The following is a 15,163-nucleotide window of genomic DNA, read 5'->3' on the forward strand; positions in this document are numbered from 1 at the left end:
GCCTGATCCTCAGGCTGTGGCTTTCTGTGTTACTGGGCATGAACTCTCGGCCTAACGCCGTCTCGATCACTCGCCGTGAAGAGCGTGCGACGTCAATGCGAGGCAAGCTCGGCGGCATCAACTTGCGGCGTTATGCGGCGTACGCCCTTGGCATCCTGCGCGTAGGCACGATGGCGCACATCCCAGAGCTCCACAGCATGCTGGATGTTGAGCCAGAACTCCGGCGTATTGCCTAGCGCAGCCGCCAGCTTGATGGCCATCGGGGCCGTCAAGGTCCCCTTGTCATGAACGATACGGCTCAGGGTATTTCTGTGCACTCCCATCGCCTCGGCCAGTGTGCGGATGTCGATCTCCATCGGCTCCAGAAACTCTGCCGTCAACATCTCGCCTACCGTCAGTGGGCGCCGCTGGGTGTTTCTCATCGCTGCTACCTCCTCTAGCCCTTGTCAGCATGCGGGTCTAGATATGTTTGATGGGCAATCCCTGCCTCCCATCGAAAGATGAGTCGATACTGCTTGTTGACGCGAATCGAGCAATAACCTGCGAGATTGCCCTGCAGATGCTCGAAACGATTGCCTGGCGGAATCCTCAAATCAGACTCCTGGCTTGCGGCATCGAGAATCTGCAACTTGCGATAAAGCGAATTTGAGAGCGCCGCAGGTATCTTGCGGTGACCAACATCTTGCTCGTAGAAGCTCTCGAGCCACACATCCCTGAATTCCACCGCCATGGCAGCACCTTTTCCCCTCATTCTATGCACAACCCCGTTGTGCATCAAGTGACTCTCCCCTGACGTTTCTCTCCCCCATGAAAAACGCCCAACGAGTCCAGAACTCGTTGGGCGTTTCGTATTCCTCTGCCCTTCACATCAGGCGATCAGTCACTCATGCCGCCGTCTTGTCGGCCAGTTCGACCTTGGCAAGCTTGATCAGCCCGCCGTAGACGACGAAGGCGACCACGACACCCACGACCGGCGGCATGAAGGGGGAGCTCCAGGCACACAGGCAGGCGATGGCGTAGGCGGCGAGGCCCGGCCAGTGGTAATCCACCTTGGGCATCTCGGCGAGACGCGGATACTGGCCTCTGTGGCCGAGCCAGAAGTTGGCCATGATCACGCCGCCGATCGGTGGAATGAAGGTACCGAGCAGAATCAGGAACGGGATCAGCCACTCATACATGCCGAGTACCGCCAGCACCGTGCCGATGGCCGCGCCGCCCAGGGTGACACGCTGACGATGCGGTGTGCGCAGCAGGTTGCAGCCGGCGATGGCGAAGTTGTAGATGGTGTTGTCCTGGGTGGTCCAGATATTGAGAAACAGCATCAACACCGCGAGGCTGACCAGCCCCTGGGCAATCATCACATCGACGATATCAGCCTGCTGATAGATCATCGCGCCGAGCGCACCGGTCAGCACCATCAGACCATTGCCGACGAAGAAAGCCGCCAGCGTGGCGATCACGGCGATCTTCGGCGAGCGTGCGAAGCGACTCCAGTTGGTCGCCTGGGTGCCGCCACTGATGAAGGTACCGATCACCGCCGTGATGGCGGCTGTCCAGCTCATGGAATCCGTGGGCGTCAGTGCCGCGAGTCCCGCCATGCCACCGACGTCGACCATGCCGGTATAGAGACTGAACAGAATGAACAGCAGCATGGCCGGCACGGCAACGCGCGAGAGCATGTCGAGCCCGCGATAGCCGATCATCGCCGTCAGGCAGAAGGCGAAACCGAAGATGACCATCAGCGGCGTGGTCAGCCATTCCGGCAAGCCGAGTGTCTTGACCAGCACGATGGCGATGGTCGCGGTGCCCCAGGCGTACCAGCCGATCTGGGTGAAGCCGAGCACGAAGTCCGACAGACGGCTGCCCTTCTCGCCAAAGCATAGGCGGCCCATCAACACCGAGTTGAGGCCGCTCTTGCAGGCGATGTAGGCCAGCGCCGCCGCATAGCTCCCCAGCAGCAGATTGCCGATCACGATGATCCACATCAGCTCATTGAGTTCGAAGGCCGCGCCCAGTGACCCACCGGCCCACATGGTGGCGGTGAAGAAGGTGAAGCCGAGCAGCACCATTGAAGTGGAGAGCAGCCCACGTCGTGCCGAAGCGGGGACTTCGCTCAAGGGATAGTCATTGCCTGCGGCCGAAGCCAGCGGTGAGGTCTGTGAAGTTGATGAGCGGTCATCTGCCATGCGGGGTATCCCTCGGACTCGTGCATCGCGCCGAGTCTCTTCGTGTGAGGCCGTGTCAGCCGGAGTAAGGTGCCATGCTCTCTCGCCATCTGGCAGGTCGCTCTCATGGAACGCTGCGCTCGACGGGCAGCGCGTCGGTCGATGAGAGCCTGCCAACCGCTGGCGAAGTGCGGATGAGCGGGACTGGCGGTCGCCACCCTACCACCACGCAAGAAACGCGCCAGTCCTTGAGATGCCCGCGTACCTGTCCGCGGGCTGCCCGGCACCATAACTTGTCCTTGGCGTCAGGATCTCGCGCTGGAGGGGGTGTGAGGCAGCTATTGGCGCAGCAATGCCTTCTCTGACGTATCGCTTGCGTCACTTGGCCGGTGATGGCGCAAGATCCCCGTATGATGCCCTCAATATGGCAGTGATCCACAAAAACGCCACGCGGCGCACTCTTTCAGTGCAGCGCGTGGCGTTGATCGCATCGTCCTTTCTCCACGCCATAACCTGACGCCAAGTGCAGGATGCAAATTTTTTCAGACATTCCCGGTCAGAGGCGTCCTCAAGCGCTTGCCAGCACTCCTTCACTGGCATTGACCTCTTCGCTGTCCATCAGACGCAATCTGACAGGCACCGATTTCGAGGCCGGCGTATTGCTGCGCGCATCACGGTGATCCAGCGGAATCAGGTCATTGGTTTCCGGGTAATACGCTGCCAGACAGCCGCTCGGGATATCGTAGGCCTTGAGCTTGAAGCCGGCCATGCTGCGCTCGACACCATCCTCACTCACGGTTTCCATACGCACGCGCTGGCCCTCGGACAGGCCGAGCGTTTCCAGATCCTGCGGGCTGATCATCACCACCATGCGCGTCCCGTAGACGTCCCGATAGCGGTCATCATTGGAATAGACGGTGGTGTTGAACTGATCATGGCCCCGCATGGTGCTGAGCAGGAAGGTACTGTCCATGTCCAGCGTCTCGTGGGTGACCTTGTCGAGGCCCTGCTCATCGGTGCCAAGTCCCTCGGGGAACAGGAAGTTGGCGCGCCCGGAGTCGGTGTGCCAGATGCGCTCACGCGGGGCGATGCGGATGTGGAAGCCACCCTGCGCCAGGCGGGCATTGTAATCCGGGAAGATCTGCGGGAAGACCTGTTCGATACGGTCGCGAATGCGCGCGTAATCCGCCTGCAACCAGTCCCAGTCCAGGGTGGGATGCGCCGGCAAAGTGGCCTTGGCCAGCTGACAGGTGATGGCGATCTCGGAATGCAGGCTGGCATCCGCCGGCGCCATCACGCCGCGCGAGGGCGAGACGTTGCACATGCCGTCCTCGACACTGGTGGTCTGCTCCGCGCCCTTGCCATCGGCGCCGGCCTGCAGATCCCGCTCGCTATGACCCAGCGTCGGCAATACCCAGCCGTGCTTGCCGGGGTGCAGATGGCTGCGATTGAGCTTGGTGGCGATATGCACCGTCATGTCCAGCTCGTGCACCTTCTCCACGATGCGCTTCTGGTCCGGAATCGCGCGGAAGAAGTTGCCGCCCATGCCGATGAAGGCCCGTGTCTCACCGCGCAGAATCGCCTCGCAGCATTCGGCGACATCATGGCCGTTGTCCCGTGGGCACTGGATGTCGAAGACGCGATCGAAGGCATCCAGCATCGCGCCGTTGGGGAGGTTCTCGATACCGACGGTGCGATCCCCCTGCACGTTGGAGTGGCCGCGCACCGGACAAGGCCCGGCGCCCGGCTTGCCGATATTGCCGCGCAACAACAGCAGATTGACGATCTGCTGGATGGTATCGCCACCCCGCGCATGCTGAGTGATGCCCATGCCCCAGCAACAGATCACGCGCTCGGCCTCAAGATAGGTCTGCGCCGCCTGCTCCAGTGACTCCCGTGACAGGCCGGACATCTCGACCAGATCCTGCCAGTCGAGCTTGCGGCAGTGATCGGCGAAGGCCTCGAAGCCGTGGGTGTGCTGAGCGATGAAGTCATGATCCAGCAGCCCCACCGCATGAGGATTGCGCTCACGCAGCGCATCGTCGGCCTCGATCACGTACTTGCACATCGCCTGCACGGCAGCGAGATCCCCGCCGATGCGCAGCTGATGGTACTGGGTGCTGATCTCGACGCCCTTGCCGCTCAGCATGTCCCTGGGCGATTGCGGGTCGGCAAAGCTCACCAGCGCCCGCTCGCGCAGGGGATTGAAGCTCACCACCTCGGCACCACGGCCACGCGCCTCGTGGAGATCGCCCAGCATGCGGGGACTGTTGGTGCCGCTGTTCTGACCGAAGATGAAGATGGCATCGGCCTGCTTGAAGTCCTCGAGATTCACCGTGGCCTTGCCGATGCCGATGGACTCCGGCAAGGCCCGGGAGGTGGTCTCGTGACACATGTTCGAGCAGTCGGGGAAGTTGTTGGTGCCGTACATGCGCCCGAACAGCGAGAACAGGAAGGCCGCCTCGTTGGAGGTGCGCCCCGAGGTATAGAACTCGACCTGGTTCGGGTCGTCATACTGTTTGAGACGCTCACCGATCTCGGCGTAGGCCGCCTCCCAGCTGGTCACCTCGTAACGGTCCTGCTCGGCGTTGTAGCGCAGCGGGTGCGTCAGGCGCCCTTCCTTCTCCAGATGATGATCCGTCCACTCGCGAAGCTGGCTCACGGTGTTCTGAGCGAAGAGTTCATCGCTGACGCGTTCACGCGTCGCCTCCCATGCCAGTGCCTTGGCACCGTTCTCGCAGAAATTGGCCCCCTTGGGCTTGTCACCATTCGGCCAGGCGCAGCTCGGACAGATGAAGCCATCCGGCTTGTTCATCTTCATCAGGCTGACATGCCCGGCGATCGGCAGGTGCTCCTGCCAGAGGAACGTCTCCACTGCCTTGAGCGATGGCCAGCCGCCGCCCGGCGGACGATCAAGCTGGCTGCCGGAAAGCTCGCGGGAAAGGTCAGGCGCATGGGACCCCTTGTGGCCGAAGGTGCTGGAAGAGGCGGGCCGGGACGTGGGCGCGTCGTGTGACATGTCAGAACTCCTGCGCGGTGCGTGCTCGATCAAGAAAGAGAAAGTAGCAGGCGAGATATGAGCGATACCTCATCTCTTGCTCTCGCGCGGGGGATTTTCAAGGGCAGCCGGCGTTGCGCCCTTGAAGTTCTTTCGATCCGCCACCAGAGTTGTACATACCTGACACAATGAGCTCGAGAAAATGCGCTGACACGGCGAGACCCTGACAGACGTGAGCCGTCTTCTGGAATGCTGGAACTCCTAAAGCTTGAAGGGAGAAGCTGAGAGTCCGGCAAGAAGAGAGACAGGCCACGCGTCTCGCCCAGCCACTCGACAAGCTGACGCTGATGAGGAGCCCGGACATGACCATCTTTGAAGCCCTGCGCGAGACCCACGACGAACAACGCCGCCTGCTGGACATGCTGCTCAAGACCGAAGGTGACAGCGAGCCTCGCGATGACCTGTTCAAGCGCCTCAAGGAATCGCTCACCAACCATGCGGGAGCTGAGGAGCGCGCGCTCTACATCCCGATGATGGAGCACGACATGACGCAGGAAAAGGCGCGTCACAGCGTGGCCGAGCACCATGAAATCGATGAGCTGGTCGAGAAACTCGAGACGACGGACTACAGCTCGCCGGGCTGGCTGGCCGCCGCCAAGCAGCTCGAGCATCTGGTGACTCACCATCTGGACAAGGAAGAGCAGGAAGTCTTCCAGCTGGCCGGTCGCGTCTTCGACGACGCCACCAAGCAGCGACTCGCCGATGAGTACCTGAAGGACATGAAGGCACGCGAAGCGGCCTGATATGTCGCCTGACGCCTGACGCCTGACGCCTGACGCTCGACAATAGCCAGGCAGGACATGACACGGGCTGGCCACATGACGTGGCCAGCCCGTTGTCGTTGATGGCGGTCGAGAAGTTGGCGAAAGAGGCTGACGCCCCGACCGCACGACATTACCGGCGGCGGCTGCCTTTCGCCCCGGCCCCCTTGAATGAACCACCAGCACGCTTGCCCTTCTTCTCTCCCTTGCCCGCCCCTGGCCCGGTCTCGGAGGTCGCGGAACGTCCGACATGACGTGCGATCCAGATCGTATGCCTGGCTCCGGACGTGCCATGGGCATACACCTGACGTGCCTCGGCCTTGAAACCGGCCCGCGACAGACGCTGCGAGAAGCGCGCATCGGCCGTGGCCGACCACACTGCCAGAATGCCGGCAGGACGCAGTGCCCTGGCGCATACCGCCAGCCCTTCCGCGCTATAGAGCCAATCATTGTCGTCAGCGGTCAGCCCCTCCGGGCCATTGTCCACATCCAGCATGATGGCATCGAAACCGCCAGGTGCTTCGCGCAGCACCTCGGCCACATCGCGATTCTCGACGGTCGTGCGCGGATTGCGGATCGGATACCCCGCCTTGGCCCCCAGCGGGCCGTCATTCCAGGTGATCACGCCCGGCACCAGCTCGGCGACCACCACCTCGGCATCTGCCTTGAAGTGCGCAAGCGCCGAGGCCAGCGTGAAGCCCATGCCCAGACCGCCGATCAGGACACGCTGCGGCGCCGACGGCGTTCCGCGACTCTTCAGCAGGCCAGCAGGAATCTCTGCCAGCGCGTCTTCCGAGCCATGCATGCGGGTATTCATCAGCTGCCCCCCCTTGCCGCTCTCGATCTTGATGACGAAGTCCTCGCCATACTCGAACAGACAGAGCGAATCCGTGGTACCGGGGATCGGGGCGGTATCGAGCAGCACAAAACGTTTCATGGCATATCCAGGCTAGAAGAGATCACGCGACAATCGATACCTGCAGGCAACTCCAGCCGGGGCGACGCGCATTGACGCAATATCCCGCTGGCAGGCATCTGCATGATCCAGAGGAGCGTTATCCTACCAGCCATGCGCGTCATGGCGATAATGAGCCAGTCACTCCACAGGGATAGCTGCCTGAAAGGACAACAGCAGTGGCAACGATTGAGAGACAACAGAGTCTCTGCAACAGAACTGGCACATTCTCGTGGTATCTCTAATACTGGCTAGGTGGTTACGAAAATCCACAATCGTTAATCAATGGAAGTTGCATAATGCAAAACGCTGGCGCGAAGGTGCCAGACACGCGGCAGCGATGCTCTCTGGCTTGAGCGCCAGCCAGGCCACGGCCTGCTCGGGAGATCGTGCCCGCCACGCATGCCTCTCGGGTCATTGCCTGACCCCGCCTTGAGGCGACACACTATGGGGAAAGGCGGTCTGCGGGACAGGCGAGAGGGTGATTTCGCACGACGATTCACGCACGTAAACAACGACACCTATAACAGCGACGCCTGACAGAAAGACACTCTCACGTGGCGGCAGACGCCGTCATGACCAGCGAATGACACGCATCATCCGCACTCGGGACACCGAGTGCCATCTAGGGGAACCACCGATGCCACACACCAACCCAGAGCAACTGGCGACCATCAGTGCCGAAAAGGTAGAGGAACGCTTTCGCGGTCTGCATCCCATCGTCGCGCTGGTGTCAGCCACGCGACTGATGCAATACCTGGAGCGTGAGGGCCTGATGCTGCAGGCACACCGCCGCCTGTGTGCCTGCATCATCCGAGAGGCCCTGCCCACGCTGGAAGCCGGTCCGGGGCATGACCCCGAGAACCTGCCAGAGCTCAATGTCCAGGCCTCACCCCAGCAACGGGAGCAGGCGCTTGCCCCCGCCGTGGCCTCCGTCTCGCCGCAGGGGGCCCCCACCCCGGCGACCGTGCACGACAAGCCACAGGGCGTCGTTTCCTGAGCCGTTGACACCTGGCCTGAGCCGAAGATGACACCCCCGCCCGTTGCTTTCCCCTGAGCAACGGGCGTTTTCATTGGTGGCATGACCCCGCCCCACATGAACATCAAGTTTTTTGAATGTAGGGGTTTGAATCCGCACGAAGATCCACATGTCATTCAGGTAGGCGTTCGCGTCTGAAGGCGATTGCGTCGTCATCATGATTCACGGACAAGGAGTGACAGCATGAGTCAACTACAACCCCCGCAGCATCAGGATCATCAACCGGGTGATGAACATCGCATGCAGCCTCGCCCCGAATATATCCGGGAAGGCTATCAGGGCAGCGGAAAGCTCAAGGGCAAGGTCGCCGTCATCACCGGAGGCGACAGCGGCATCGGGCGCGCCGCCGCCGTCCACTTCGCGCGCGAAGGGGCCGACTGCATGATCACCCACGTCGGCAGCGAGGAAAAGGACGCCGAGGAAACCCTCCGACTGATCGAGGCCGAAGGTCAGAAGGCCAGCCGCATCGCCGGTGACATCGGTGACCCGGCCTTCTGCCGCAAGGTGATAGAAGGCACGCTGGAGGAATTCGGCAAGCTCAACATCCTGGTCAACAACGCCGCCGAGCAGTACGACTGGAATGACGTGACCGAGATAGATGACGAGCAGCTCGAACGCACCTTCAAGACCAATCTCTTCAGTCACTTCTATCTGATCAAGGCCGCCGTCCCGCATCTTTCCAAGGGCGACTCCATCATTGCCACCTCCTCGGTCAACGCCTTCAAGGGCAATGACAGCCTGATCGATTACAGCGCCACCAAGGGGGCCATCCAGGGACTGGTACGCTCGCTGTCCGGCACGCTGATGGACCGCGGCATCCGCGTCAATGCCGTGGCCCCCGGCCCGGTCTGGACCCCGTTGATCCCCGCCAGCTTCGAGGATGACAAGGTCGCCGAATTCGGCAAGCAGGTGCCGATGGAGCGTCCCGGGCAACCCAGCGAGATGGGCCCGGCCTACGTCTATCTGGCCAGCGACGATTCAAGCTACATGTCGGGACAGACGATCCACCTCAATGGTGGCGTCGTGCTCAACACCTGATCACGATGCGTCCCTGAACGCTTCACTGCGCCAGTGGCTGGTGATCACTGCCCTGCCAGCGATGTGGCGATCACCACGCAGCAACACCAAAGGCCACCCGATCCGGGTGGCCTTTTTCACATTCCCATAGGGGTCTGCTCAAGGAATGCGTACCGCGTCTCAGCGCTTGTGCCGCGTTCGAATCACCTCTTCTCCCTGCCAGTATCAGGCCCTCCTGTCGGTCCGTATCAGGCATTTCACACGGCTGTAAAGCGTTGGCCTCTCTATTCTGGTAGCAGCCCAGGGAATGCCATGGGCAGGAAAGGAACGTCACTCGCGCTGCAGGAGGCCTGCATGTCCAAGCTGATTCTCTCGCTGGATGGTGGCGGCATACGTGGGGCAGCTACCGCCCGGTTTCTGATGCATGTCGATGCGACACTCAAGCGCGACCATCAGACCACACTGCGCGCCTGCGTCGATTTCTACGCAGGCACCTCTACCGGCAGCCTGATCGCGCTGGCGCTGGCTACCACCGACATGAGCCTCGAAGACATCAACGGGCTCTACAGCGCAACCAATGCCAGGAAGATCTTCGTCGACAATCGTGGCTGGTTCGAACTCGATGGCATCAATGCGCCCAGGTACGAGGCCAAGGGCAAGAGCGCGATGCTCAAGAAGCATCTCGGCCAGGCCAAGCTCCGGGATGTCCCTGACGGCAAGCAGGTCCTCGTCGTCACCTACGGGATCGAGAGACGCCGCCCGCATGTGCTGAAGTCCAGCAAGCGCGAGCACCACAAGCTGCTGGCCTGGCAGGTCGCGGATGCCTCGAGCGCCGCGCCCACCTACTTCCCGACCCGCGACATGAAACTCGGGACGGACAATGAGCAGACCTGGCTGATCGATGGTGGCGTGATCGCCAACAACCCGACGATGTGCGCCATCGCCGAGGCCTGTCGACTGTGGCCGCATGACACCCGGCGCGTGCTGTCGATCGGTACCGGGACGCGCACGCGCAAGATCAACGGCCCGGATTCCCAGCATTGGGGCGCGGTGCAGTGGATGCTGGAAGGCAGTCTGATCGACGTGCTCTCCGACGAGAAGGTGGTCGGCTATCAGGCCATCACCATCTCGCCGCCGGGCAGCTACATCCGCGTCAACGCCGAGATGCGCCCGCAACCGGGATTGCCCAAGGCGCCTGACGATGCGATGGACGACATCAGCGTCACCAATATCCAGCGCCTCAAGGGCATGGGCGACTTCTGGTTCGCGCAGTACGGCGAGGCAGCGGTGGCGCTGATCATGGACCACTATCGTGGCCCGTCGCTGGACCGCATCGACCCCGCCACCGGCAAGCCCGAGGCCTATGAGCCTCACTGAGCACGCCTTGCAAGACGCGAACTCGGAGACGCCTGTCAGCGATTTTGCTACTCTGCGCTGCCATGCTCATGCCGACCCGAGTGTCCCCGATGCCCCAAGGTAGTTCGCCAGTGTCTCGCCGCCCCGCCACCCGCCTCCTGGCAGCGCTCAGTCTGTCATTGGCGACCCTCGCGCCCACCCTGACGCCGGGTCTCGCCCTGGCAGCCGACGACATGCACTTTGACCAGCCGGAAGCCTTCGCCACCTTGAAGAAGGCGGTCGGCTATTTCGATGAGATGGACACCTTGCCGGAAGAGGCCTGGATCAGCCGCGATCAGGCCTCCGCGCGCAGTGATATGGACGAGATGATCGAGGAAGCCATGCAGGCCCTCGACGTGCCACAACTCTCGACCCTGCGCAGCACCTATCGACAGGTCGAGGACAAGATTCGCGAATCGCGCCGTGAGATTTCCGAGTTGAAGGAGAAGCGTATCCTGGCGCCCGACACCGAGGTCTCGACGCTGACGCGCTTCACGCCTACCGATACCCTGCGCGAATTCACCGCCAGCACACGCGGCGATTATGACCTGCTGATCGCCGCACATGAGAAGAACATCACCGCCTATCAAGGCGAGCTGACCACGCTGGAAGGCAAGCTGGCCGCGCGGCTCGATGAGATCGGCATCACCCTGACGCCGGACCAGGTCCAGGTGTGGCTGTCCTCGGTGGTCGGCGACGACGTGCTGACCATGAGTGTCGTGTTCGCCAGCATCAAGTCGGTGGCCCAGCAGCTCGCCGAGCTGACCCGCGACAGTGGCGAGAATCTGGAGTACGCGCGTCGCTACTACGGCATGGTCGTCATGCTCCACCGCATGATCGTCACCATGCAGCAGGACTTCATCGCCCGCGTGGATGACGAGGTATTGCCGCAGCTGCAAGGGTTCGCCGACGAAGCCCAAGCCACCACGCGCGAAGCCCGCACGCTGATCAAGCAAGGCGGCTCACGTGAGAGCCTGGAGAACAACATCCGCGCCAATGCGCTGACGCTCAAGACGATCAACCTCTATCGCTCGTTGGTGAGCGAGCAGCGCGACCGCGTCAAGACATCGCTCACCAAGAGCCAACGCGAACTTGCGGTGGCGACCAATACCTATCGCACCGTCAAGCTCAGCGCGCATGTCGCCGACCTGATCCGCCAGGGCGTCAAGACCTTCGACACCCTCGCCGGCCTGCAGGTACCGGTCGCCACCAGCTTCGAGAACAACGCCATGCGCGAGGAATTCCGCAAGCTGACCGAGCGCATGCAGCAGGCAAAGTAGCACTCGCGTTCAGTATCGATACCACGCCTTCGCCCTGCCGGGCGGAGGCGTTTTCAATTCTGACGCTGCTCATTGCCGCCCTACCGGATGTCGCGCATGGTCAATATGCTCTCCAGCGTGCGTCTGAGCCGGGCCACCTCACTGACCAGACTCTCGCCCGCCAGCATGCCGACCCCCAGCACCAGCCCACGTCGTGAATCCTCGCTGCTGCAGACCATGCTCAGTGGCCGCACGATCAGATGCTCCTTGACCATCAGTTGCGCGACGCGCTTGTCATCGATCTCGGGGGCGAACTGCACGCACAGGCTGATGCCGCGCGAGGGCGGCGAGACGCTGATCACGCCCTTCACCTGACACAGCTGGTCATGCACCACCTGCTGTCGGCCCAGATAATCGCGCTGGATGCGCTGATACCAGGCATCGAGATCCCCATCGGCGATGAACTGCGCCAGCACCGCCTGATCCAGCATGCGCCCCTCGCGAAACACCTCGCTGCGCAGCCGATTCATCGGCCCGGCCAGCGCGCGCGGCACCACCAGATAGCCCAGCCGCAGGCCAGGAAACATCAGCTTGGAGAACGAGCCGACCAGCAGGCGATTGTCGGCGTCCGGGTCAAACAGCAGCTGATCATGGTCATCGCCACTGAACTCGTAGTCATCCTCGAGGATATAGGCGGGCTGACAGGCCTCGCAGAGCGCCAGCTTGTCACGCCGTGAGGTAGGGACACTCAAGGGATAGTGATGCGAGCCGGTGAAATAGGCGATCTGCACCGGACGACGCGCCAGCAGGGCGAGCTCGTGGCCCGGGGCATCGGCGGTGTCATCCGCGGGTCGCCAGGGAATCAGCTGGGTCTCGAGTCCGGCGGCCAGAAAGACATTGCGTGCCCCCCAGTAGCAGGGAGACTCCATCACCACCTGCTGGCCGGCGTCCGCCAGCGCCAGCGCACACAGCTCGATGCCGTGGTGGGTGCCCTCGGTGATGATGATCTGCTGGGTATCGCAATCGATGTTGCGCCAGCGGCGTAGAAAATCCCGAATCTCCCGCTTGAGCGGGCCATAGCCACCGCTGGAATACGACAGCAGCAGCGCGTTGTGGGGCACCGTGACGCTGGCATACAGCTGACGCCACTTGCGCATCGGAAAGCGCGCGATATCCGGGATGCCCGGCACGAAGGCACCACTCTGGATCAGACTCGCCCCTTGCCCGCCCAGCACCCGGCGTGCGCGAGTGGAAAGCGGCAGTGGCGCAGGTGCCTCGGGCGAGGCGCTGCCGGGTCTCGCGGCATATGGGCGGCGCGTCCAGGTGCCCTGACCCTGCCCGGTGTGCAGATAGCCTTCCTCGATCAGCGACTTGATGGCCAATGACAGGGTGTTGCGTGCCACGCCCAGCGCCTCGCACAGCTTGCGATGCGCAGGCAGCCGTACCCCCACCGGCCATTGCTCACGAATCATCTCGAGCAATGCCTGCTCCAGCCGCACCTGCTTGCCCAGGGCCTGCGACTGGCGGCGATAGCACTCGATCAATGGCTCAAGCGTGGCCAGTTCCATGCAGGTCTCCCGATATCGTTCATGTAGCACGTAACGTCCATACGCTGCATAGATCACGTGAGCAACCAGCCTGGCTGGCGGGGTACAGCGCCCATTCATCCCTGATTATCCGCAGTCCACCAAGATTGGTCCAGTCAAACGCTCAATTGGTCTATTCGCCTGAACAGTGGCCGCTGATAGCGTGTCCCTCAGGCGCTGCCTACTGACTGATGCTCACAGCCCACGATGGCTGGATCGCTCCTGCGATGTCGACAGGAGCGAATTTTTCCCACAAGCCTCAGCCAGCGACAGGACTGACCTTGCACCTGCTTACCCGCCAGAACGTTCGGCACAGGACAGCAGACGCACACGAAAGACATCAGCAGGTCCGGCACCGCCATATAACAAATTCCAAGATCGACTCGGACGCATCCCCCATGACCCAAACAACTCCCCCTGCAGAACAACTTGTCAGAGTCCTCGCCCGCGGCGACGTTCTGGCCCTCGCCTTCGGTGCCATGGTCGGCTGGGGCTGGATCGTCCTGACCGGCGGCATGATCCAGAATGCCGGCAGCATCGGCGCCATCATCGCCTTCATCATCGGCGGCATCGCTGTCGTCTTGATCGGCCTGACCTATGCCGAACTGGCCGCCGCCATGCCCAAGGTGGGTGGCGAACACGTCTACAGCTACCGTGCCATGGGACATTTCTCGTCCTTCCTGTGCACCTGGACCATCATTCTCGGCTACCTGAGCGTGGTGTCCTTCGAGGCGGTGGCCCTGCCGACCGTCATCGAGAACCTCGCACCCGGCTATGCCGTCGGTCACATGTGGACCATCGCCGGCTGGGACGTCAAGGCCACCTGGGTTGCCGTCGGTGTCGGCGGGTCTCTGGCGATGATGGCGATCAACTATGTCGGCATCACCACGGCAGCGCTGCTGCAGAAGGTCGTGACCGGCGTGATCCTGATCGCCGGTGTCCTGTTCGTGACCGGTGCACTGTTTGAAGGCGATGTCGCCAACATGACGCCGCTGTTCACCCAGTCTGAGGGTGGCGTGACGGCCGGCATCATCGCGGTACTGGTGCTGGTGCCCTTCCTGTTCGTGGGCTTCGATGTCATCCCCCAGGCCGCCGAGGAGATCAATCTGCCCTACAACGCCATCGGCAAGGTGCTGATGATGTCCGTGGTACTGGCAGTGGTGTGGTATGCGCTGATCATCCTGGCCACCAGCCTGGCACTGGATCACGACTCCCTGCTGGCAAGTTCACTGAGCGTGCCGGATGCCATGCAGGCACTGTTCAACACGCCCTGGGCCAGCAAGCTGATGATCCTTGCAGGTATCGCCGGCATCATCACCAGCTGGAACGCCTTCTACATCGGTGGCTCGCGCGCCATCTACGCCCTGGCGCATGCCGGCATGCTGCCGGCCGCCCTCGGCAAGCTGCACCCGAAACACAAGACACCGACCAACGCCGTACTGCTGATCGGCCTGCTGTCCTGCATCGCGCCCTTCTTCGGTCGTCCGGCACTGGTGTGGATCGTGGATGCCGGCGGGCTGGGTATCGTCATCGCCTATCTGTTCGTCGCGATCTCGTTCCTGATCCTGCGCATCCGCGAGCCGGACATGCCGCGCCCGTTCCGCGTGCGTCACGGCAAGCTGTGCGGTGTGCTGGCCATCCTGCTGTCCTTCGCCATGGCCTGTCTGTACCTGCCGGGCAGCCCTTCCGCACTGACCGGCACCGAGTGGATGATCTTCGGCGCCTGGATGGCACTGGGCCTGGTGATGTACGCCATCGCCCTCAAGCAATTCGGCCGTGAATACAGCGACCGCATCATGGCACCGGCCTTCACCGCTCACTGAGCAAAGGCCTCGTCATGTGACCGCCGGGCAGGTCCGTCCGCCTGCCCGGCCCCATCGGACTCGACCACCGCGAGCCGATATCAGGACAGTCCGCGCGATTCGCCA

Annotated in this window: 11 protein-coding genes and 1 pseudogene; 6 read left to right on the top strand and 6 right to left on the bottom strand. The window is 62.3% G+C overall.

All coding sequences use genetic code 11. The features are described from left to right. Positions 1-92: 92 nt before the first annotated feature. The 4 genes from HXS65_RS12170 to HXS65_RS12185 form a co-directional block, all read right to left on the bottom strand. Complete coding sequence (locus HXS65_RS12170; RefSeq protein WP_077376121.1) at positions 93-422, bottom strand: HigA family addiction module antitoxin; 330 nt, start codon at positions 420-422, stop codon at positions 93-95. A 14-nt stretch (positions 423-436) separates the two neighbouring features. Then, the gene (locus HXS65_RS12175) at positions 437-730 is read right to left on the bottom strand and encodes a type II toxin-antitoxin system RelE/ParE family toxin (protein WP_176493964.1); all 294 of its coding nucleotides are present in this window, start codon (positions 728-730) and stop codon (positions 437-439) included. Between the two features lie 154 nt (positions 731-884). Continuing rightward, positions 885-2,186 carry a cytosine permease gene (codB, locus tag HXS65_RS12180; protein WP_176493965.1) on the bottom strand — a complete coding sequence of 434 codons (1,302 nt, stop codon included), beginning with the start codon at positions 2,184-2,186 and terminating at the stop codon, positions 885-887. Between the two features lie 547 nt (positions 2,187-2,733). Continuing rightward, positions 2,734-5,184 (bottom strand): FdhF/YdeP family oxidoreductase, encoded by a 2,451-nt coding sequence (locus tag HXS65_RS12185; RefSeq protein ID WP_176493966.1) that lies wholly within the window; start codon positions 5,182-5,184, stop codon positions 2,734-2,736. A 341-nt stretch (positions 5,185-5,525) separates the two neighbouring features. Here HXS65_RS12185 and HXS65_RS12190 point away from each other — a divergent pair, with 341 nt between their 5' ends. Then, positions 5,526-5,966, top strand: a complete 441-nt coding sequence (locus HXS65_RS12190) for a hemerythrin domain-containing protein (protein ID WP_176493967.1) — start codon at positions 5,526-5,528, stop codon at positions 5,964-5,966. A gap of 274 nt (positions 5,967-6,240) precedes the next feature. Here HXS65_RS12190 and HXS65_RS12195 read toward each other — a convergent pair. Continuing rightward, positions 6,241-6,921, bottom strand: a pseudogene (locus HXS65_RS12195) (spermidine synthase); the annotation flags it as partial. A 658-nt stretch (positions 6,922-7,579) separates the two neighbouring features. On the opposite strand from HXS65_RS12195, the gene HXS65_RS12200 reads away from it, so the two are divergent. From HXS65_RS12200 to HXS65_RS12215, 4 genes are all read left to right on the top strand, one after another. Continuing rightward, positions 7,580-7,939: a hypothetical protein gene (locus HXS65_RS12200; RefSeq protein ID WP_176493968.1), complete on the top strand. Its 360-nt coding sequence runs from the start codon at positions 7,580-7,582 to the stop codon at positions 7,937-7,939. Between the two features lie 222 nt (positions 7,940-8,161). Continuing rightward, the gene (locus tag HXS65_RS12205) at positions 8,162-9,016 is read left to right on the top strand and encodes an SDR family oxidoreductase (protein WP_084208606.1); all 855 of its coding nucleotides are present in this window, start codon (positions 8,162-8,164) and stop codon (positions 9,014-9,016) included. A gap of 333 nt (positions 9,017-9,349) precedes the next feature. Next, positions 9,350-10,372 (top strand): patatin-like phospholipase family protein, encoded by a 1,023-nt coding sequence (locus tag HXS65_RS12210; protein WP_176493969.1) that lies wholly within the window; start codon positions 9,350-9,352, stop codon positions 10,370-10,372. 89 nt (positions 10,373-10,461) lie between these two features. Beyond that, positions 10,462-11,670: a hypothetical protein gene (locus HXS65_RS12215; protein ID WP_218015078.1), complete on the top strand. Its 1,209-nt coding sequence runs from the start codon at positions 10,462-10,464 to the stop codon at positions 11,668-11,670. Between the two features lie 80 nt (positions 11,671-11,750). On the opposite strand, the gene HXS65_RS12220 is transcribed toward HXS65_RS12215, so the two are convergent. Further along, positions 11,751-13,217 carry a PLP-dependent aminotransferase family protein gene (locus HXS65_RS12220; RefSeq protein WP_176493970.1) on the bottom strand — a complete coding sequence of 489 codons (1,467 nt, stop codon included), beginning with the start codon at positions 13,215-13,217 and terminating at the stop codon, positions 11,751-11,753. 416 nt (positions 13,218-13,633) lie between these two features. On the opposite strand from HXS65_RS12220, the gene HXS65_RS12225 reads away from it, so the two are divergent. After that, positions 13,634-15,058, top strand: a complete 1,425-nt coding sequence (locus HXS65_RS12225; protein WP_084208603.1) for an APC family permease — start codon at positions 13,634-13,636, stop codon at positions 15,056-15,058. Positions 15,059-15,163 lie beyond the last annotated feature (105 nt).

The organism is Cobetia sp. 5-25-4-2, assembly GCF_013374075.1.
GTDB lineage: Bacteria > Pseudomonadota > Gammaproteobacteria > Pseudomonadales > Halomonadaceae > Cobetia > Cobetia marina.

What these genes read in the sequence shown, in the direction of transcription:
- HXS65_RS12205 (WP_084208606.1), top strand. Translation starts at nt 8,162, where the DNA reads ATGAGTCAACTACAACCCCCGCAGCATCAGGATCATCAACCGGGTGAT.
- HXS65_RS12220 (WP_176493970.1), bottom strand. Translation starts at nt 13,217, where the DNA reads ATGGAACTGGCCACGCTTGAGCCATTGATCGAGTGCTATCGCCGCCAG.
- HXS65_RS12200 (WP_176493968.1), top strand. Translation starts at nt 7,580, where the DNA reads ATGCCACACACCAACCCAGAGCAACTGGCGACCATCAGTGCCGAAAAG.
- HXS65_RS12185 (WP_176493966.1), bottom strand. Translation starts at nt 5,184, where the DNA reads ATGTCACACGACGCGCCCACGTCCCGGCCCGCCTCTTCCAGCACCTTC.
- HXS65_RS12190 (WP_176493967.1), top strand. Translation starts at nt 5,526, where the DNA reads ATGACCATCTTTGAAGCCCTGCGCGAGACCCACGACGAACAACGCCGC.
- HXS65_RS12170 (WP_077376121.1), bottom strand. Translation starts at nt 422, where the DNA reads ATGAGAAACACCCAGCGGCGCCCACTGACGGTAGGCGAGATGTTGACG.
- HXS65_RS12225 (WP_084208603.1), top strand. Translation starts at nt 13,634, where the DNA reads ATGACCCAAACAACTCCCCCTGCAGAACAACTTGTCAGAGTCCTCGCC.
- codB (WP_176493965.1), bottom strand. Translation starts at nt 2,186, where the DNA reads ATGGCAGATGACCGCTCATCAACTTCACAGACCTCACCGCTGGCTTCG.
- HXS65_RS12215 (WP_218015078.1), top strand. Translation starts at nt 10,462, where the DNA reads ATGCCCCAAGGTAGTTCGCCAGTGTCTCGCCGCCCCGCCACCCGCCTC.
- HXS65_RS12175 (WP_176493964.1), bottom strand. Translation starts at nt 730, where the DNA reads ATGGCGGTGGAATTCAGGGATGTGTGGCTCGAGAGCTTCTACGAGCAA.
- HXS65_RS12210 (WP_176493969.1), top strand. Translation starts at nt 9,350, where the DNA reads ATGTCCAAGCTGATTCTCTCGCTGGATGGTGGCGGCATACGTGGGGCA.